Origin of the sequence: uncultured Friedmanniella sp. (assembly GCF_964244285.1) — a bacterium.
Taxonomy (GTDB): domain Bacteria; phylum Actinomycetota; class Actinomycetes; order Propionibacteriales; family Propionibacteriaceae; genus Microlunatus.
In genome coordinates this window covers 472,105-490,826 of record NZ_CAXTHT010000001.1, presented here as the reverse complement: position 1 = coordinate 490,826, position 18,722 = coordinate 472,105, and the positions used below count along the sequence as shown (strand labels likewise).

17 protein-coding genes are annotated in these 18,722 nt (G+C 72.7%); 9 read left to right on the top strand and 8 right to left on the bottom strand.

The window, feature by feature from the left end; translation table 11 throughout:
• Window positions 1-29: 29 nt before the first annotated feature.
• Both ACFE7W_RS02305 and ACFE7W_RS02300 read right to left on the bottom strand, forming a co-directional pair.
• A complete protein-coding gene (locus ACFE7W_RS02305) occupies window positions 30-518 on the bottom strand; it encodes a hypothetical protein (RefSeq protein WP_375423147.1) in 489 nt (162 codons plus the stop codon).
• A 16-nt stretch (window positions 519-534) separates the two neighbouring features.
• Window positions 535-1,380, bottom strand: a complete 846-nt coding sequence (locus ACFE7W_RS02300) for an alpha/beta hydrolase (protein WP_375423146.1) — start codon at window positions 1,378-1,380, stop codon at window positions 535-537.
• A gap of 88 nt (window positions 1,381-1,468) precedes the next feature.
• On the opposite strand from ACFE7W_RS02300, the gene ACFE7W_RS02295 reads away from it, so the two are divergent.
• The 3 genes from ACFE7W_RS02295 (at window position 1,469) to ACFE7W_RS02285 (ending at window position 4,552) form a co-directional block, all read left to right on the top strand.
• The gene (locus ACFE7W_RS02295) at window positions 1,469-2,254 is read left to right on the top strand and encodes a lysophospholipid acyltransferase family protein (RefSeq protein ID WP_375423145.1); all 786 of its coding nucleotides are present in this window, start codon (window positions 1,469-1,471) and stop codon (window positions 2,252-2,254) included.
• 101 nt (window positions 2,255-2,355) lie between these two features.
• A complete protein-coding gene (locus ACFE7W_RS02290; RefSeq protein ID WP_375423527.1) occupies window positions 2,356-3,075 on the top strand; it encodes a lysophospholipid acyltransferase family protein in 720 nt (239 codons plus the stop codon).
• A gap of 76 nt (window positions 3,076-3,151) precedes the next feature.
• A complete protein-coding gene (locus ACFE7W_RS02285; protein ID WP_375423144.1) occupies window positions 3,152-4,552 on the top strand; it encodes a class II 3-deoxy-7-phosphoheptulonate synthase in 1,401 nt (466 codons plus the stop codon).
• A 13-nt stretch (window positions 4,553-4,565) separates the two neighbouring features.
• On the opposite strand, the gene ACFE7W_RS02280 is transcribed toward ACFE7W_RS02285, so the two are convergent.
• Entirely contained in the window at window positions 4,566-5,126 is a 561-nt protein-coding gene (locus tag ACFE7W_RS02280; RefSeq protein ID WP_375423143.1) for a TetR/AcrR family transcriptional regulator, read from the bottom strand.
• A gap of 58 nt (window positions 5,127-5,184) precedes the next feature.
• On the opposite strand from ACFE7W_RS02280, the gene ACFE7W_RS02275 reads away from it, so the two are divergent.
• The 3 genes from ACFE7W_RS02275 (at window position 5,185) to ACFE7W_RS02265 (ending at window position 8,023) form a co-directional block, all read left to right on the top strand.
• A complete protein-coding gene (locus tag ACFE7W_RS02275; RefSeq protein ID WP_375423142.1) occupies window positions 5,185-6,261 on the top strand; it encodes a hypothetical protein in 1,077 nt (358 codons plus the stop codon).
• Complete coding sequence (locus ACFE7W_RS02270) at window positions 6,258-7,283, top strand: threonine aldolase family protein (RefSeq protein ID WP_375423141.1); 1,026 nt, start codon at window positions 6,258-6,260, stop codon at window positions 7,281-7,283. The genes ACFE7W_RS02275 and ACFE7W_RS02270 overlap by 4 nt, the downstream gene beginning before the upstream one ends.
• An 83-nt stretch (window positions 7,284-7,366) precedes the next feature.
• Window positions 7,367-8,023 (top strand): MBL fold metallo-hydrolase, encoded by a 657-nt coding sequence (locus ACFE7W_RS02265; protein WP_375423140.1) that lies wholly within the window; start codon window positions 7,367-7,369, stop codon window positions 8,021-8,023.
• Between the two features lie 3 nt (window positions 8,024-8,026).
• Here the strand turns inward: ACFE7W_RS02265 and ACFE7W_RS02260 are convergent, their stop codons facing one another.
• From ACFE7W_RS02260 to ACFE7W_RS02250, 3 genes are read right to left on the bottom strand one after another with little or no spacing between them, the layout of a single operon-like run.
• Window positions 8,027-8,773 (bottom strand): VOC family protein, encoded by a 747-nt coding sequence (locus ACFE7W_RS02260; RefSeq protein WP_375423139.1) that lies wholly within the window; start codon window positions 8,771-8,773, stop codon window positions 8,027-8,029.
• A complete protein-coding gene (locus ACFE7W_RS02255) occupies window positions 8,770-10,032 on the bottom strand; it encodes a hypothetical protein (RefSeq protein WP_375423138.1) in 1,263 nt (420 codons plus the stop codon). The genes ACFE7W_RS02260 and ACFE7W_RS02255 overlap by 4 nt, the downstream gene beginning before the upstream one ends.
• Window positions 10,029-10,973: a DMT family transporter gene (locus ACFE7W_RS02250; RefSeq protein WP_375423137.1), complete on the bottom strand. Its 945-nt coding sequence runs from the start codon at window positions 10,971-10,973 to the stop codon at window positions 10,029-10,031. The genes ACFE7W_RS02255 and ACFE7W_RS02250 overlap by 4 nt, the downstream gene beginning before the upstream one ends.
• A 53-nt stretch (window positions 10,974-11,026) precedes the next feature.
• Between ACFE7W_RS02250 and ACFE7W_RS02245 the strand changes: the two genes are divergently transcribed.
• Together ACFE7W_RS02245 and ACFE7W_RS02240 are read left to right on the top strand one after the other, a co-directional pair.
• Entirely contained in the window at window positions 11,027-11,653 is a 627-nt protein-coding gene (locus ACFE7W_RS02245; protein ID WP_375423136.1) for an ArsR family transcriptional regulator, read from the top strand.
• A 32-nt stretch (window positions 11,654-11,685) separates the two neighbouring features.
• On the top strand, window positions 11,686-12,114 hold the full coding sequence (locus ACFE7W_RS02240; protein ID WP_375423135.1) for a HEPN domain-containing protein: 429 nt from the start codon (window positions 11,686-11,688) through the stop codon (window positions 12,112-12,114).
• 70 nt (window positions 12,115-12,184) lie between these two features.
• Here the strand turns inward: ACFE7W_RS02240 and pknB are convergent, their stop codons facing one another.
• Complete coding sequence (pknB, locus tag ACFE7W_RS02235) at window positions 12,185-14,236, bottom strand: Stk1 family PASTA domain-containing Ser/Thr kinase (protein ID WP_375423526.1); 2,052 nt, start codon at window positions 14,234-14,236, stop codon at window positions 12,185-12,187.
• A 105-nt stretch (window positions 14,237-14,341) separates the two neighbouring features.
• Window positions 14,342-15,205 carry an NAD(P)-dependent oxidoreductase gene (locus tag ACFE7W_RS02230; RefSeq protein WP_375423134.1) on the bottom strand — a complete coding sequence of 288 codons (864 nt, stop codon included), beginning with the start codon at window positions 15,203-15,205 and terminating at the stop codon, window positions 14,342-14,344.
• Window positions 15,206-15,299: 94 nt separating this feature from the next.
• Here ACFE7W_RS02230 and ACFE7W_RS02225 point away from each other — a divergent pair, with 94 nt between their 5' ends.
• Window positions 15,300-18,659, top strand: a complete 3,360-nt coding sequence (locus ACFE7W_RS02225; RefSeq protein WP_375423133.1) for an SNF2-related protein — start codon at window positions 15,300-15,302, stop codon at window positions 18,657-18,659.
• Window positions 18,660-18,722: the final 63 nt, after the last annotated feature.

Genomic DNA, 18,722 nt, shown 5'->3' with positions numbered 1-18,722 from the left:
CCCCGGAAGGCGGCTGGCGCGAGCGGGAGCTAGAGGACGGCGCCGTCGCCGGCGTCGGGCGGACGGTGGCGGGGCAGGCGGCTGATCAGCACCCCGAAGCCGGCGAGGAACCCGACCACCGCGATCCAGCCGACCCAGGTGGGGAACCGCGCCCCGAAGGCTGCGGCGAGCACCACCAGGACGGCCCAGCCGATGCCCAGCCAGCCGAGCAGCACGGCGACACCGGGCCGGCCCAGGGGTGGCATCGGCTCGGGGACGTAGTGCTCGATCGGGTTCAGCGGCTTGGCCGGGGGCTGCGCGGGCAGGTGGAAGAGCGGGTGGTTGTCGGCCCAGTGCGGGTCGGGCTCGACGCCGGCTTCCGGCTCCAGCACGGCGCGGCCACCGGGAGCCTCCGCGTCGCTGAGGGTCTCGGCCGGCTGTTCCAGCGGGGGGCGGTCGGCGGTCAGGTGGTAACCCGCCACCAGCTCGGCGAAGGCGCGGTCGACCGAGGCGCGGTCGTCCTCGTCCGGCCTGGTCATGCCCGTTCCCCCCTGGTCATCCCCGACTGCCCTGGTCCTCGGTCCGGCCCCCCTGAGGGCCTGATGTCGCGTGCCGGCGGAAGAACTCTCCGGAGCCCCGGAAGATGTCGGCTGCGTCGTAGTCCAACGTGGCTACATGGTAGCTGCGTTCCAGGACCACGACCTCGAGCTCGGCACTGCGGACGCCGGCCTTGATCAGGGCCAGCGACGACGGGTCGACGACGTGGTCCTGCCGCGACCAGTAGACCAGGACCGGCTGTGAGACGCGGCCGAGGTTCGACCGTACGTCGGCCCAGAGGTGGGTCTGGGAGGCCAAGGCGCGCAGGGGGTTGCGGTCGTACCCACCCTCGTCGACTCCCGGCATCGCGATGTCGTTCGCGATCCCCGGTAGCGAGGGGACAGCGCTGAGCAGCCTCAGCACCTTGATCCGCGGGTCGACGATGTTGATGCACGGGTTGACCAGCGCCAGTCCCGCCACCTGGTCCCCGTACTGCTCGGCCAGCCTCAGCGCGAGCGCGCCGCCCATCGACAGCCCGGCGACGAAGACCTGCTCGCACTCGGCGGCCAGCGCCGTGAAGGCCCGGTCCACGGCGGCGTACCAGTCGGTCCACCGGGTGCGGTTGAGCTCCTGCCAGCTGGTGCCGTGCCCGGGTAGCCGAGGTAGGTGCACCCGGAAGCCTGCCGCCTCCAGGTCCTGGGCCCACGGCCGCATCGAGTGCGGGGACCCGGTGAACCCGTGGCAGAGCAGGACCCCGACCGGTCCGGCACCACCGACGTAGGGCTCGGCCTCCGCCCGGACGGCGGCCGAGGTAGGCCCATCGTGCACTGTCGCGACGCGGCGGCGGCCGGGCAGGAAGCTCACCGACGCATCCTGACACGTTGCCGAGCGCCACGGGAACGTCCGACCCCGCAACGCCACCACGTCCGGAGGTGCCCACTAGGCTCGCGGGGTGCTCTACTGGGTGCTCAAGTGGGTTGTCTTCGTGCCGGTCATCCGGGTGCTGTTCCGACCCTGGGTGCAGGGTCGGGAGAACATCCCCACGTCCGGGCCGGCGATCCTGGTCGGTAACCACATCTCCGCCGGGGACACCTACCTGCTGCCGGCGATGATCAGCCGGCGGGTGACGTTCCCGGCCAAGGCGGAGGCGTTCGAGGGTCGCGGATTCCGCGGCCGGGTGCTGAAGTGGTTCCTGGAGGGCGTCGGCATGCACCCGATGGACCGGTCCGGCGGCCGCGCCAGCGCGACCAGCATGGTCGGCATCGCCGATGTGCTCCGACGTGGCCAGCTGCTCGGCATCTTTCCCGAGGGCACCCGGTCGCCCGACGGGCGGCTGTACAAGGGCAAGACCGGCGTCGCCCGGCTGGTGCTGCAGACCCGCGTCCCCGTGGTCCCGGTGGGCATGGTCGACACCCAGTTCGTCCGGGTGCTCGGCATCCCGATGATGCGTAAGCCCGGTTTGCGGATCGGTGAGCCGCTCGACTTCAGCCGGTACGCCGGCGCCGGCAACGACCGGGACGTGCTGCGCTACGTGACGGACGAGATCATGGCCGCCGTCCAACAGCTGTCGGGCCAGACCTACGTCGACGCGTACGCCGCCTCGGTCAAGTCGGCCGGGGCCGAGGGACGCCCGTTCCCGGTGACCGTGCTGTCCCGCCCCGGTGAGGGCCGGCCCGTGCCGCCGCTTCCCGACCCGGCACCGCCGGCCGCCGCGCAGCCCGCGTCGGATCCTGCGTGAGCGAGCCCCTGCCGCCGAGTGGTGAGCCCGGCGCCGACCTGGTCTCGGTGGGGGCCGACGGACGGGTCAGCGTCGAGCCGGGCCACGCCTCCGGCCGGGGCATCTACTGGCTGCTCCGGCACGTGCTGCTCGGGCCGGCGATCACCAGGGTCTTCCGTCCCGTCGAGGAGGGCGTGCATAACGTCCCACGGACGGGTGCGGCCATCCTGGCCAGCAACCACCTGTCCTTCGCCGACTGGCTGTTCATGCCGCTGGCTCTGGACCGCCGCGTCACGTTCGTGGCCAAGTCGGACTACTTCACCGGCGTCGGGGTCAAGGGCTGGGCCCAGAAGCGGTTCTTCGCCGGCACCGGTCAGGTACCGATCGACCGCACGGGCGGCCGGGCCAGCGAGGGCGCGCTGCGCGCCGGACTGAAGGTGCTCGAGCGCGGCGAGCTGTTCGGGATCTACCCCGAGGGCACCCGCAGCCACGACGGCCGCCTCTACAAGGGCCGGACCGGCGTCGCCCGGATGGCCTTGCTGGCCAAGGTGCCGGTCATCCCGACCGCGGTCATCGGCACCGACGTGATCGCGCCGCCCGGCAAGATCGTCCGGCGGATCGTCAGCCCGACCGTACGGTTCGGCACCCCGCTCGACTTCTCCCGGTACGAGGGGATGAGTGAGGACCGCTTCATCCTGCGCTCGATCACCGACGAGATCATGTACGCGATCATGGAGCTGTCCGGCCAGGAGTACGTCGACCTGTACGCGCCGACGGCCAAGGAGCTGGCCGCCCGCGAGGCGGCCGCCGCCGAGCGCGACGAGGTCTCGCCCCAGGCCTGAGGCCTCTGAACCCCCTCGCTGCTCAGTCGGTGAATCTCGCGAGCCCGGGGGGTCCGGCCCGTCTAAGGTGTACGTCGTGCTCGAAACGTCCTCGGTCCCCTCGCTGGCGGAGCTGCACGCTCTGAACCCCCTCCAGCAGCCGACCTACGCCGACGCGGGCGCGCTCGACTCGGTGATCGGCAAGCTGCGGACGCTGCCGCCGCTGGTCTTCGCCGGGGAGTGCGACGAGCTGCGGGCCAAGATGGCCAGCGTCGCGGCGGGGGAGGCGTTCCTGCTGCAGGGCGGCGACTGCGCGGAGACGTTCGAGGGCGTGACGGCCGCCAACATCCAGGGCAAGCTGCGCACGCTGCTCTCGATGGCCGTCGTGCTGACGTACGCCGCGCAGGTACCCATCGTCAAGGTCGGCCGGATGGCCGGCCAGTACGCGAAACCCCGCAGCTCGGCCTCGGAGACCCGCGACGGCGTGACCCTGCCGGCCTACCGCGGCGACGCGGTGAACGGCTTCGACTTCAACCCCACTTCCCGCGAGCCCGACCCGCAACGGCTGCTCGGGGTCTACAACGCCTCCGCGGCTACGCTGAACCTGACCAGGGCCTTCGTCACCGGCGGCTTCGCCCACCTGCGCCGGGTGCACAGCTGGAACGCCGACTTCGTGCTCAGTTCCGCCGCCGTGCAGTACCAGGCCCTGGCCGGCGAGATCGACCGGGCGCTGGCCTTCATGGCGGCGTGCGGCATCGACGACGACATCTTCCGGACCGTCGACTTCTACTCCAGCCACGAGGCCCTGGTGCTGGAGTACGAGCACGCGCTGACCAGGATCGACTCCCGCACCTCGCTGCCGTACGGCACCTCGGGCCACTTCCTCTGGATCGGGGAGCGGACCCGCCAGCTGCACGGCGCGCACGTGGAGCTGATGCGGCACGTCCGCAACCCGCTGGGGGTGAAGCTCGGCCCGACCACGACCGCCGACACCGCACTCGAGCTGGCCGACCGGCTGGACCCGGACCACGAGCCGGGCCGGATCACCTTCATCACCCGGATGGGCGCCGGCAAGGTGCGCGACCTGCTGCCGGAGGTGGTGGCCAAGGTGACCGCCAGCGGTCGCCAGGTGGCCTGGGTCTGCGACCCGATGCACGGCAACACCTTCGAGGCCCGCAACGGCTACAAGACCCGGGCGTTCGCCGACGTGGTGGAGGAGCTCAACGGCTTCTTCGACGTGCACGAGGAGCTGGGGACCTGGCCCGGCGGCGTGCACGTGGAGCTCACCGGCGACGACGTCACCGAATGCGTCGGCGGCAGCGACGACCTGGTCGAGGCCGACCTGGTCAACCGGTACGAGACCCTCTGCGACCCCCGCCTCAACCGCAACCAGTCCCTGGAGCTGGCCTTCCTGGTGGCCGAGCGGCTGACCAGTGGTCGGATCAAGCGCGCGGCCCTGGCCGTCGAGCGCCCTCTCGTGCCCTCGACCGCTCCGTGAGCCCGTCGAAGGGCTAGCGGCTGATCCCGCCGGTCAGGGTCCGGGCCAGCAGCTGCGTCACCTCCGCGGTGGTGGCGTCCTCGGACCGGATGACCAGCCAGGCACCGAACAGCGTGGTCCAGGTGTGGGTGGCGATCCACTCCGCGGGCAGGTCGGAGGCGACCGATCCGTCCCGCTGCCCCCGCAGCAGCCCGGCGGTCATGACCTCCGGGCCCGAGCCGGCACCCCAGCTGTCCGGGTCGACCAGAGCGCTGTCGGCGAAGATCAGCCCCAGCACCGGACCCAGCTGCAGCACCTCGGCGCACATCCGGACCACCGCCGCCAGGCCGTCGTCCGCGTCCGGCCGGGCTCCGCGGATGGCGGCGTCGAACCGGATCCGGCACTCCTCGTCGACCGCGGCCACCAGCGCCGCCCGGGACGGGAAGTACCGGTTGAGCGTCGTCCGGCCGACCCCCGCGGCGTGCGCCACCTCGCCGAGCGACCGCGTGTTGTCGACCGACCAGCTCTCGATGGCCGCCTGGACGAGGTCGCGGCGGGTCCGGGCGGACTTCCCGGCCGGCGGAGGGGTGGGCACGACAGCAGTCTAGGAGCGGTCTTGACCAGAATGGAACAGTAATGCTCCACTGAGGAACATGGATGCACGACAGCCGCAATCCAGGAGTCGGCTGCGGAGCCAGCGCCGCGGGTGGACGGCCGCGTCGGTCATCGGCCTGCTGGTCCTGGCTCCGGTCTCGGCGGAGTACCTGAGCGCCTACGACGACACGACCGGAAGTGCCGTCGCCCTGCTGGCCGGACTGGTGATCTTCGTGCCGCTCTACGGCTGCCCGGCGCTGGTCATCCGTGAGGTCGCGCGTCGCTACGGACTCGGCTGGCCCGGCATCCTGCTGCTGGGCCTGACCTTCGGGCTGCTGCAGGCCGGGGTGGTCGATGAGTCGCTGTTCAACGACGACTACCGCGACATCGCCGGCTGGGAGGAGACCTACGGCAGCACCCTGATCCGCCCGCTGGGGCTCAGCGTGGTGAACCTGCTGAACTTCGTGGGCGGACACGCGGTCTTCAGCATCGCCGCACCGGTCGCCCTCGTCGAGGCGGCCCGGCCGCGCACCGCCGCCCGTCCGTGGCTCGGTCGGACCGGGTTGGCGCTGGCCGTGCTCGGCTGGCTCGGCGCGTCCGCCCTGGTACTCATCGACTCCCGGCGCACCGAGGGCCCGCAGGCCTCCGCCGTCCAGCTGACCCTCACCTGCCTGCTGGCGCTCGGCCTGGTGGCTGCCGCCGTCCTTCCCGCCCGGCGCCGCACGCCGGTCGAGCCCCGGCGGCCCCCGGTGGGCGTTCCCGTGGTCCTCGGATCCGCGCTGGTCCTGGCCTACGTCCAGTCGGTGGCGCCGGAGAGCTGGGTCGGGGTAGCGATGGTGCTGGGGACGGACGCGGTCGCGGTGGTCGGCTTCGTCCTGGGGTCTTGCGGCGCCGGCTGGGGCGCGCGGCACGTGGCGGCGGCCGCCCTGGCGGCCCTGCTGGTGCGGGTAGTGCTCGCGTTCACCTACGCACCGCTGGTCGGGCAGGTCACCCCGGCGGCCGCGCTGGGCCATCACGTGGTGATGCTGGGGCTGGTCCTCGTGGTCGGCGCGCTGGCCCTTCGTCCGATCGCCGGAGGACCATCTGACGGTCCGAGCGTGGTCAAACCGGAAGGGGCGGGTACAAAGGCGGGGTGATCGATCTGCGCTCCGACACCGTCACCCGGCCGACCGAGGGGATGCGGGCAGCCATGGCCGCGGCGCCGGTGGGGGACGACGTGTACGGGGAGGACCCGACCGTGCTCGAGCTGGAGCGGCGGACGGCGGAGCTGATGGGGCACGAGGCAGGGCTGTACTGCGCGACCGGCTCGCTGACCAACCTGCTCGGCGTCTGGCTGCTGGCCCAGCCCGGCCAGGAGGTGCTCTGCGACGTCGGGGCCCACATCGCCCGCGCCGAGATGGGGGCGCACGCGGCGGTACACGGGCTGACGATGCGGACGTGGCCGTCGCAGCGGGGCCGGCTGGAGGTCGATGCCGTCCGCGCGATCCTGTCCCCGGCGGCCGGACCGTACCTGGTCTCGACGGCGGCGGTCGCGGTGGAGAACACCCACAACTTCGGCGGCGGCACCATCCAGCCGCTCGAGCAGCTCCAGGCCACCAGCGACCTCTGCCGCGAGCACGGGGTCGGCTTCCACCTCGACGGTGCGCGGCTCTGGAACGCCCACGTCGCCACCGGCGTGCCGCTGGAGACCTACGGGCGGCTGTTCGACACCGTCAGCCTCTGCTTCTCCAAGGGTCTCGGTGCGCCGGTCGGTTCGGTGCTGGTCAGCTCGGCGGCGAACATCGCCCGCGCCCGGGTGCAGCGAAAGCGGCTGGGCGCCGGGTGGCGGCAGGCCGGCGTCATCGCCGCCGGAGCGGCCTACGCCCTCGAGCACCAGCTCACCCGGATGGCCGACGACCACATCGCCGCCCGGCGGCTGGGCACCGCGGTGGCCGAGAGCGCCCCGACGGCGGTGGACCTGGACAGCCTGGAGACCAACATCGTCGTGCTGCACACCGGCGACCTGCCCGCCGCGCCGATCGCGGCCGCGGCCGCCGAGCAGGGCGTCCTGGTGTCCGCGCTCGGCCCGTACCTGATCCGGGCGGTCACGCACCTCGACGTCACGGGCGACGACTGCCTCGAGGCCGGCCAGGTCCTGGGCCGGCTGCTGGCGGCCTGACTCTCGACGATCGAGGCGAGCACCAGACTCGATCGGGCGGGTTAGCCGGTTGAGCCCAGGGCCGCGACCAGTAGCGTGTCGACATGCGCATCGCACACCTCGGCCACGCCGCCGTCCTCGTCGAGACCGACGCGGCTCGGATCCTGATCGACCCGGGCAACCTGGCGGACGGTTGGCACGGGCTGAGCGACCTCGACGCCGTCCTGGTCACCCACCAGCACCCGGACCACCTGGACCCGGCCGCCCTGCCTGCCCTGCTGGCGGCCAACCCGCAGGCGAGGGTGTACCTCGAGCCGTCGATCCTGCAGCAGGTCCAGGCCGGGGACCTGCCGCCGCTCGGTGACGCGCAGGCGCTGGCCCCGGACGAGCAGACCACGGTCGGTGACGTCCTGGTCACGGCGGCGGGCGGTCGGCACGCGATCATCCACCGCGACATCCCGGCCATCGGCAACGTCGGCTACGTGCTGCGGTCCGAAGGCGAGCCGACCTTCTTCCACCCCGGCGACGCCTACGACACGGTGCCGAGCGGCGTCGACGTGCTGGCCGTCCCCGCGTACGGGCCCTGGGCGGCGCTCAAGGAGACGATCGACTTCGTCCGTGCGGTCGGTGCGCTGGAGGGCTTCCCCATCCACGACGAGCTGCTCAACGACCGCGGTCGCGGTCTCGTCAGCGGCCGCGTCGACGCGATGACCGGCACCCGGGTGGTCGACCTGCGTGGCGGGACCACGCACCAGTTCTGAGGCTCAGGGCCGGTCCGGCGGGTGAGCGGTGACGCAGAAGGCCATCCCGGCCGGGTCCTGCAGCAGCACCCAGCCGTCGCCCTCGCCCAGCCGGAGGGCACCGAGCCCGACCAGCTCGGTCGCCGTGGCCTCCCGGTCGTCGGAGCCGACGTCGAGGTGGGCCCGGACCGTGGCACCCCCGTCGTCGGGGCCGAGCTCCTGCAACAGCAGCTGCAGTGGCGCTCCCGGCGGCGGTACCAGCCGGCCGAGGAACTCGGGGTCCTGGACCTCCTCCCAGCGCCACGGCACCACCGAACGCCAGAAGGCGGCTTCCTCATGGCTGCGGCCGGGCGGGATGTCGAGGCAGACCTGCACCAGCCGACGGCGCACCCCGCCCGCGCCGACTACCGGTGGCGGCCGGTCCTGCGACGCCGGCCCGATGACCAGGCAGAACACCGCGCCGCCCGGTGAGCTGAGCGTGACCCACTCCTCGCCCACCCGCCGGCCCGGCGTGGCCCCGAGCAGCCGCAGCCGCTCGGTCTCGGCCTGGAGGTCGTCGACCTCGAGATCGAGGTGCACCCGTGGCGGGCCGTCGCCCACGAGCTGACGGTGCACGCTGCGGTCTCCGGCGGGCGGCAGGAAGCTGGCGAGCTCGGGGTGCCCGTCCCAGGGATCAGCGAGCGAGCCGCCGAACACGGACGACCAGAACGGCTCGTCAGCCGACCGGGCAGCCTCCGGGAGGTCGAGGATGACGTGCGCCCAGGTGATCATGCCGTCGCCCGGGATCCGACGCCGACGGCCGGCGCGCGGAACGGTGGTGGCGTCACCCGGAGGTTGTCCCAGACGAAGGACGGCACCCGGGAGAAGAAGTCGTGGGCGAAGTCGGCGCAGAATCCGAGGAGCTCGCTGTCGTGCTGGGAGACCAGGAAGCGCATCACCCGCCCCTCGATCCGGAACCCGGGTGGCCGCACCGCCATCAGGAACTCCATCGTCCGCGGGTGGACCACGTCGTAGGCGAACCGACTGTCCGCGCTGCGGACCTTGAACTGGTCGTTGAACGCCTCGCTCTCGAACTGCACCCGGTCCCCACCCCGGCCGCCGTCGACACTCAGCAGAGGAAACTCGAACGGCAGCGTCACCGCGGCGAGCACCTCGTCGTGGTGGTCGGTGACGGTCCGGGTCTGGGTCCGGCCCTCGCTGTCGGTGCTGGTCTCGGTGTGCTCGGTCTTCCAGCGGTGCACCAGACCTTCGACGCGCAACCCGTCGTTGTCGCCGCGGACCACCTTCTCGGTGGTGTGGCCGAAGCCCGTGGTGGTGAGGTCGTAGCGGGTGATGGCGGTGTCGTCCTGGCCGATGAGCACCCAGTCGGGCCGGCCGTAGAAGGCGAAGGCCGGTGCCGTCGGGGCGATCGCGTAGCCGGCGAGGGCGGCCGGGTCGATCGCCACCGCCACCGGGGCCAGGGCGTCGAGGTAGGCCTCGAGCTCGTCGGGGTCCTTCGGGGCGCCGACGGCGACCAGGTGGGCGCCGTCGACGCTGAGGTCGAGGCGGTGGCCGGCCTGGCCGAACGCTGCGACGGCGGCCAGCACCGGCGCGCTCAGCACCCCCCGGGCGTAGCCGGGGTCCGCGGCCTGCACCTGCAGGGCGGGGTCGACGGGGACCAGCGGCTGCCGGACACCGGTCCGGAGCGCGCCGGTGGAGACGAACAGCTCGGGCAGCGGCACCCGCAGCGTCAGGCTGGCGATGCGCTCGTCGAAGGGCGGCCCGCCCTCCTTCGCCGTGTACTCGAGAACCCGGAACGGCACACCGGACCGGGTCATGCCGGTCACCTCCTCGTCGACGGAACGCTCGAAGCCGAGCCCGAAGGGGGGTGCGCGGTGGTCGAGCACCGCCTCCAGCACGGGGCTGGACACGAACCTCCAGCCGCGGCTGCGCAGCCCCCGGACGTAGAGCTGGCGCCGGACGATGAGCAGGGCGAGGACCGCCACGACCACGAGCACGACGACCAGGGCGATCAGCCCACCGCGGCTCACGGCGAGGTCTCCTCGGCGGGCACGGCGGGCGGGGAATGGACCTCGGCCGCGGGGTCACCCCGGCGGCGCCGGGGGGCGAGCTCGACGAGATACATGGCGGCGAGGATAGCGAGCCCCCCGGTCACCATCCGGATCGTGAGCCGCTCGCCGCCGAACGCGACGGCGAACGCCGCCGCCCACACCGGCTCCATCGCCATCACCACCGCCGCCCGGGCCGGCTCGACCCGGGCCTGGGCCCACGTCTGCAGCACCATGGTGAGGGCGCCGGCGACCACGCCGAGGTAGGCCACGGTCAGCCAGTCCCGGGCGGAGGTGGGCAGCTGCAGCCCCGCCCCACGTCCGCTGCCCGGCCAGCAGGCGGCCACCGAACAGACCAGCGTGATCACCGCGACCTGGACGACGCTGAGGGCGAGAGCCTCACCGGGCCGGCTGAGCCGACCCATCACGATGATGTGCACGGCGTAGACCAGCGCGGACGCGACGGTGAGCAGCTCGCCGTAGCCGACGGAGAACCCGTGCAGCGAGAGCACGCCGAGCCCCACCGTGGCCAGTCCGGTGGCCAGCCATACGGTCGGCGTCACCCGAGCCCGCAGCGCCACGGCGGCCAGCAGCGGGGTGGCCACCACGTAGAGGCCGGTGAGGAAGCCGGACACGCTGGCGGCCGTGTGCGCCAGACCGACGGTCTGCAGCACCTGCGCCACCCCGTACAGCAGGCCGAGCACGCTGCCGGCCCGGACGGTGGACCAGCTCATCCGCAGCCGACGGCCGGTGATCAGCACCAGGGCCACCGTGGCCATCGCGAACCGGACCGCGAGCATGTCGGTCACAGGCAGCCGGGTCAGCAGGTCGTGGATGACGAAGAACGTCGAGCCCCACACCGCCGTCATCACCAGCAGCGCGACCAGCGCTCCCGACGAGCCACGGACCCGGTTGGCTGACATCACTCGGTCCTGTCGTGGGTAATGTTCACACTCCGAGCGATAATGTTAAGAATATGAGTATTAAGCACTCACCCTTGTTGGCGATCTTCCGGTCGCCGCTTCAGGGGCGAATCCTGGCGGAGGTCTACCTCCACGCCCGCGACGAAACGCTCACCATCACCGCCCTTGCCCGTCAGCTCGAAGCGCCGTTTCCCTCGGTCCGCCGCGAGGTGAACCGTCTCATTGAGGTAGGACTTCTCGCCGAACAGCAGGTCGGCCGCGCGCGGACGCTATCGCGGCCTGCTTCCAGCCTAGTGGTGGGGCCCCTGACTGACCTGTTGAACGTGACTTTCGGTCCGCTGCCGGTGATGACCGAGCTGCTCTCTGGGGTCGAGGGCGTCAGCGAGGCGTACCTCTACGGGTCCTGGGCGGCACGGTACAGGGGTGAGCATGGAGCCGAACCCCGCGACGTCGACATCCTGGTCGTGGGCGAGGCAGACGTCGACGCCCTCGACCATGCTGCTCAGGAAGGGGAGCGGCGCCTGAGGCGTGAGGTCAACATCCGGCGGATCAGTGAGGGGCGGTGGGCGGACCCGGGCAGCGACCCCTTTCTTCGACATGTGCAGGACAGGCCGCTCGTGGCCATTACCGCGGCAGACGCGCTGGCGACCATCCCTGCGGTCGTCGGCGAACCCCGATGAAGTGGGACCAGGGTCGGACGAGGATCGATCAGTTGCTGTTCGAAGGCCGGCTGGAGCGGGTGCCCCCGAGCCGTGAACAGGCCGACTTCCTGATCCGGCAGGCGCGCCAGCATCTTCAGGCCGCGACTGCCATCGCCAAGCTCGACCCTCCCGGTGGATACCAGCTCGCCTATGACGCTGCGCGGAAGTCCCTGACGGCCGTGCTCGAGAACCAGGGCCTGCGCCCGACCCATACCGGTGGGCATGTCGTGGTCTACGAGGCATTGCGTGCGCAGCTGGATCCTCCGCTCGGTGCCGTCATCACCCCGTTCAACCGGATGCGTCGGACGCGCAACGAGTCGGAGTACCCCCGGCTGGACCGGCCAGGGCTCCACGAGGATGACGTCCGGGAAGTGCTCCCGAAGGTTGAAGCCCTCATTGATCTGGCCGAACGAATCCTGGACCAGATGGACGTCTTCTGAGCCGTCTGCGGCGTTCCTCGAGACCCTTCGCGACGTCTCGCCACCCCGGGGCGACTCCCCAGGCGTCGGCTCAGACGACGTAGAGCGTGATGGTCGAGCCTTTCGGTGCCTGGGTGCGGATCCTGGGCCGGGTGGTGACGACGTAGCCGAGGCCGAGGTAGTTGATGGCGGCCGGGCGGACCCTGGTCTTGAAGCCCGCTTCGCTCATCACCTTCTCGGCGGCACGGATGCCCATGGCGCGGACGTTGGGGATGGTGACCAGCACCGGGCCGAGCGACCGGGTCACGGTGACGATGTCGCCTTTCGCGCCGGAGCCCGAGTCGGGGGACTGGCTCAGCACCAGACCGGCGGCGACGGTGTCGGAGTGGCCGGTCTTCTCCACGACCTTGAACCCGCGCTTCTTCAGCACCGCGACCACGGTGTCGGCCGACTTGCCGGTGAGGTCGGTGATCGGGATGGGCTTCGGTCCTCGGGAGACGGTCAGGGCCACCGGCGTCTGTGGCGCGACGCTTCGGCCGGCGTCCGGCTCAGCGCTCACCACCATCCCGACCGGCACGGTCTCGTTCCACTGCCGGGTCACGTCCCCGGCGCTGAGGTGAGCCCCGGTCAGGGCCGTGGTCGCAGCGCTCTGGGTGAGCCCCACCACGGTCGGCACCGGGTAGCGCTCCGGCCCGATCGAGACGACGGCCTCGATCGGGCCGCCGTCGACGACCTTGGCACCCGGACCGGGATCGGTGGAGATGACGGTGCCGCGCGGCGCGGTCTCGCTGTAGGCCTCCTCGGTCCGCAGCTGCAGCCCGGCGAGGTCGGCGACCTGCTCGGCCTCGGCCTTGCTCAGGGTGACCAGCGCCGGCGCGGTGGTGAAGCGGCCCTCGGTCCAGTAGTAGACGCCGAACGCCACCACCGCGGTCAGCAGCAGCACCAGCAGCAGGGCCAGCCACCCCCGCCGGCGCTTGCGGCGCTGCCGCTCACGCTGGTCGATGGCTCGCGCCGCGACGGGCGGACGCGGGGCCGGAACCGGGACCACCGGTGCCGGCGTCGGGGTGTACCGGACGGTCGGCGGGGCCTGGGCCGCAGGCGAGGGGCGGGGTGCCGGGGCCTGACCGAGTACCGGGGTCTGACCAGACACCGGGGGCTGACCGGGCGAGGGCACCAGCTGGGTGACCTCCCCGTCGGCGTCGTCGACCGGTCCCCGGACCAGACTGAGGTCCTGGGTCAGCTCCTCGTCGTCGGTCAGCCCCTCGAGCAGGGCCGTGCGGACCCGGCGTACCTGGGCCAGCAGGACCCGCGCGTCGTGGGGTCGGGCGTCGGCGGAGCGCGCGGTCGCGCTGGTCACCAAGGCGTCGAGGTAGGGCGGGATCGGCACCACCCCTCGGCCCGCGGGCAGCACCGTCGACGGCGCCGGCACGTTGGAGTGCACGTGCGCGTAGGCGACCTGGATCGGCGTCTCGCCGGTGTGCGGCTTGCGACCCGTCAGCAGCTCGAACAGCACGACCCCGGCGCTGTACACGTCGGAGCGGGCGTCGGCGCGGCCGGAGACCACCAGCTCGGGCGGCAGGTAGGAGACGGTACCGATCAGCAGCCCCTGGGTGGCGGTGGAGGTCTGGGAGCTGACCGCCTTGGCCAGACCGAAGTCGGCCACCTTGACCTGGCCGCGCTGGCTGATCAGGACGTTCTCGGGCTTCACGTCCCGGTGCACCAGACCGGCGTCGTGGGCGGCGGCGAGGGCGGCCAGCATCGGCTCGAACACCTCGAGCGCCCGGAGCGGCGGCATCGGCGCCTCGCGCACGATCACGTCACGCAGGGTCGGGCCCTCGACGTACTCCATCACGATGTAGGGCCGGACGGTGTGCCCGTCCAGCATGGCCTGGCCCTGGTCGAAGACGGCGACGACGTTGGGGTGGGACAGCCGGGCCGCGGCACGGGCCTCGCGGTCGAACTTGCGCGCGAACTCGGCGTCGTCGCCCAGACCCACGTGCATCACCTTGACCGCGACGGTCCGGGTGAGCCTGGTGTCGACGGCCTGGTAGACGGTGGCCATCCCGCCGCGCGCCAGCCGGGCGGTGATCTGGTAGCGACCGTCGAGCACTTGTCCGACCAGAGGGTCGCCGACGCTGGTCATGGTCACGCCCGCTCCAGACATCTCAGGGGTGGTGGCCGTCCGGGCCTCGGCCCTGATCCTAGGTCTCGGCCGGGTCTGGTCCCCGGCAGGCGCGCCGCCGACCGGTCAGCCGCGGGGGCGCAGGGCGGCGTACACGGCGGCGATGTCCTCGCTGCCGTGGCCTCCGGCGCTCGCCTCGGCGAACAGCTCCCGGACCGCGGCCAGCAGCTGGTCGGGGACTGCGCCGGCCCCGGCCGCGTCCACGATCAGCCCGAGGTCCTTCAGGCCTCCGTCCAGCTCGAAGGCGGGCGCCAGGGAGCCCGACAGCATCGCTCGGCCCTTGAGCTGGGCGTAGGCGCTGTCGGTACCGCCGCCGGCGATCGCCTCCAGGAACAGCATCGGCTCGACGCCCTGCGCCGAGGCCAGCACGAGCGACTGCGCGGTGGCCGTGGTCAGGGTCAGCACCCACGCGTTGCAGGCGAGCTTGAGCGCCGAGGCCATCCCCGCGCGGTCGCCGGCCCAGACGACGCGGCTGCCGATGGCCGCGAAGACGGGTTCGGCGCGGTCCCGCAGCGCCGGGTCGCCGCTGGCCAGCACGACCAGCGCGCCGTCCTCGGCCGGCTTCTGGGTGCCCAGCACCGGCGCGTCCAGGAAGCCGAGCCCGTGCTCGGCGGCGAGCGCGGCGAGCACGGCGGTGCCCTCGGGCCCGACCGTCCCGGTCTGCACCCACACCGCGTCCGTGGCGAGGGACGGGGCCGCCTGCACGATGGTCTGTCGGGTGGCGTCGAGGTCGAACAGCATGGTCAGCACCACCTCGGCACCGTCCACCGCCTCGGCGGGGGAGCCCGCAACGGTGGCACCGTCCTCGGCCAGCGGAGCGGCCTTGTCGGCGGAGCGGTTCCAGACCCGGACGCGGTGGCCGGCGGCCAGCAGGTTGCGCGCCATGGGCGCACCCATCGTTCCGGTACCGAGGACAGCGATGTCGACCATGTTCTGGTTCTACCCCGGCGGACGGGGCGGTAACCGAGGTGCCGTCGGCGGTCGGCGCGCTGGGATGTCGGCGCGGGAACATAGCGTGGCGTCCGTGGAGGGAGTCGCTCAGCTGGTCGCCGCCGTGGAGGCCGACCGCGCCTTCGACGCGGGGACCCGCCAGCGCGGGGCTGGCTACGCCCGCGGCGGCCGGGTCAGCCACGTCGAGCACGAGTGGTCGGCCGGCCGGCTGACCGCCAGCGGCCTCGTCCGCGGGGGCGCCGCCTACCACACCAGGGTCTCGGCGGGCCGCACGCCCAACGGCGCGGTCGACCTGAGGACGTCCTGCACCTGTCCGGTGGGCCAGGACTGCAAGCACGCGTACGCGCTGGTCGTGACTCTGCGCGACCAGCTCGTCGTCCGTCCGCCCCACTGGCGCTCGGTGCTGGACGCGGTGCTGGACGAGGCCTCGTTCGACGCCGCCGACCCGGCTCCAGCTCCGGCTCCGGTGGCCGTGGAGCTCGTGCTGTCGAAGCACCGCGGCCCCACCGGGTTCGCCGGCCAGGAGGGTCGCGCACCCCGGGTCGAGGTCCGGGCGCTGCGGCGGGGGGCGAGCGGGCGCTGGGTGCGGGGCGGGATGGAGTGGGCCCGGGTGGGCACCGAGCCGTACCCCACGCCGTGGCACGGGGCCCAGGTCTCACCGCCCGTCGACCCCGCCGACCTGGACGCCCTGTCGGAGCTCAAGATCGCCCTGCTCGGCCGCCGGGGGTACCTCGCCACCACGTCCGACGGCCTGGACCTGCACGGCGCCGGGCCCGGTCTGTGGCGGGCTCTCGACCGGCTGGCGGAGCGCGGGATCCCGCTGATGTGTTCCGACCGTGAGGTGGACGCCGAGGTGTCCGTGCCGCCGGCGGGCGTGGCGGTCGACGTCAGCGCCCGGGGGGACGACGTCGCGGTGCACGCCGGAGTGAGCCTGGAGGGTGCCTGGTGCGACGCCCGGGACGTCCGGCTGGTGGGCGAACCCGCGCACGGGGTGGTCCTGCGCTTCGGCGCGAGCGAGGGGACGGCGGCCAGGCTGGTGCTCGCGCGCCTGGACCGGCCGGTCTCGCGGACGATGCGCAGCTGGTTCGACGAGGCGACCCCGCTGACGGTGGAGCGCACCGGCGTGGCCGAGCTGGTGGGGGACTACCTGCCCTCGATCAGCCAGGCCGTGCCGGTCGCCTCCCGCGACGGCTCGGTGGACCTCCCCGGACCGGCCACGGTGACGCTGCACGGCGACCTGACCTGGGACGACGAGGGCCGCTTGGACCTGGACTGGCGCTGGCACTACCGGCGGGGCGACCAGACCCAGCAGTTCCCGGTGGACGGGCCGACCCAGCCCCGGGGTTGGCGCGACCGTGCGACCGAGATCGCGCTGGTCGAGCGGCTCGGCTGGGGCGACGACCTGGACGTGCTGCTCGGCCTCGGCCTGCACGGTCCCGGCTCCCTCACCGCGCGGCTGCGCCTGCGTGACGCCGAGGCGATGCGGTTCGCGAGCCTCCACCTGTCGCGGCTGCAGGCCCACCCCGACCTCGACATCGTCACCAACGGCGCCCCGGCGGCCTTCCGTGAGGTGACCGGGGTGCCGGAGGTCCGGTTCGCCGAGCGCGGCGCCGCGGCACGCAAGAACCGGACGGACTGGCTCGACCTCGAGGTGGTCGTGTCGGTGGACGACGAGGAGCACGGCACGATCGCTCTGGGCCTGCCGCGGGTGCTGGCGGCGCTCGCGTCCGGCGACACCGTCGTGCTGGTGCGGAAGGGGGTCTGGGTCGACCTCGACCGGCCCGACCTCGACCGGCTGGCGCGACTGGTGCAGGAGGCGCGGACACTGGTCGACCAGCCCCAGGACGGCCTGCGGGTGACCCGTGAGGCGCACGGCCTGCTGGCCGAGGTCCGCGAGGTCGGGGCCACCGAGGGCCAGCTCGCGCACTGGGCCACGGCCTCGGCGGCGCTGCGCGACCTGGCCGAGAGGGACGAGCCGCTGCCCGCGGTCCCACTGCCGCGGGGTCTGCACGCGACGCTGCGGCCCTACCAGGAACAGGGCTACGCGTGGCTGGACTTCCTGCGCCGGCACGCACTCGGTGGCGTGCTGGCCGACGACATGGGCCTGGGCAAGACGCTGCAGACCCTCGCCATGATCAGCCGCGCCCGCGAAACCGGGCCTGACCAGGACTTACGCCCCCCGTTCCTGGTGGTCGCGCCGTCCAGCGTGGTCGGCACCTGGCGCTCCGAGGCGGCCCGGTTCACCCCCGACCTGCGGGTGGTGACGGTGACGGCGTCGACGGCCCGCCGCGGGTGGCCGCTGCGCCAGGTGCTCGAGGGGGTGGAGGGGGCCGAGCCGGCCGACGTCGTGGTCACCACGTACACGCTGCTGCGGCTGGAAGCCGAGCAGTACGCCGCGATCGGCTGGGCCGGGCTGGTGCTCGATGAGGCGCAGATGGTGAAGAACCACCGCAGCAAGACGTGGGCGGTGGTGCGCGACCTGGACGTCGAGAGCCGGTTCGCGATCACGGGGACGCCGTTGGAGAACAACCTGATGGAACTGTGGGCGATCCTTCTCCTCACCGCGCCCGGTCTGTACCCGCACGCCGAGGCGTTCCGGACCATGGTGGCCCAGCCGATCGAGCAGGACGCCGACGAGGAGGTGCGGACGGCCCTGCTGCGCCGGATCAGGCCCGTGCTGCTGCGTCGGACGAAGGAGCTGGTCGCGGCCGACCTGCCCGCCAAGCAGGAGCAGCTGGTCGAGGTCGAGCTGTCCCCGCGGCACCGGAGCCTCTACGACACCCACCTGCAGCGGGAGCGGCAGCGGATCCTGCAGCTGCTGGAGGAGGACCCGGAGGGGAGCCGGATCACCGTCCTCGCCTCGCTCACCCGGCTGCGGCAGCTCAGCCTGGACCCCGCGCTGGTCGACCCGGCCCACGCGGGCGTGGGGTCGGCGAAGATCGACCAGCTCCTCGACCAGCTCGCCGAGGTGGCCGGGGAGGGCCACCGGGCGCTGGTGTTCAGCCAGTTCACCGGTTTCCTCGCCCGGGTCCGGGCGCGACTGGACGCCGAGGCCATTCCGTACGCCTACCTCGACGGCCGGACGCGGAAGCGCCAGCAGGTGGTCGACGGGTTCCGCAACGGCGACGCGCCGGTGTTCCTGATCAGCCTGAAGGCCGGCGGGGTGGGGCTGAACCTGACCGAGGCCGACTACTGCTTCGTCCTCGACCCCTGGTGGAACCCCGCGGTCGAGGCCCAAGCCGTCGACCGCACCCACCGGATCGGCCAGACGCGGCCGGTCATGGTGTACCGCTACGTTGCTGTCGACACCGTCGAGCAGAAGGTCGTCGAGCTCGCGGCCCGCAAGGCCACGCTGTTCGCCAGCGTCCTCGACGGCGACGCCGACCTGGGACGAGGCCTCAGCAACGACGACATCGCGGCGATCCTCAGCTGACCGGACCGCGCCGGACTGACCCAGGAATAATTGAGCGATCAACTATGCTGAGTTGCAGGACGT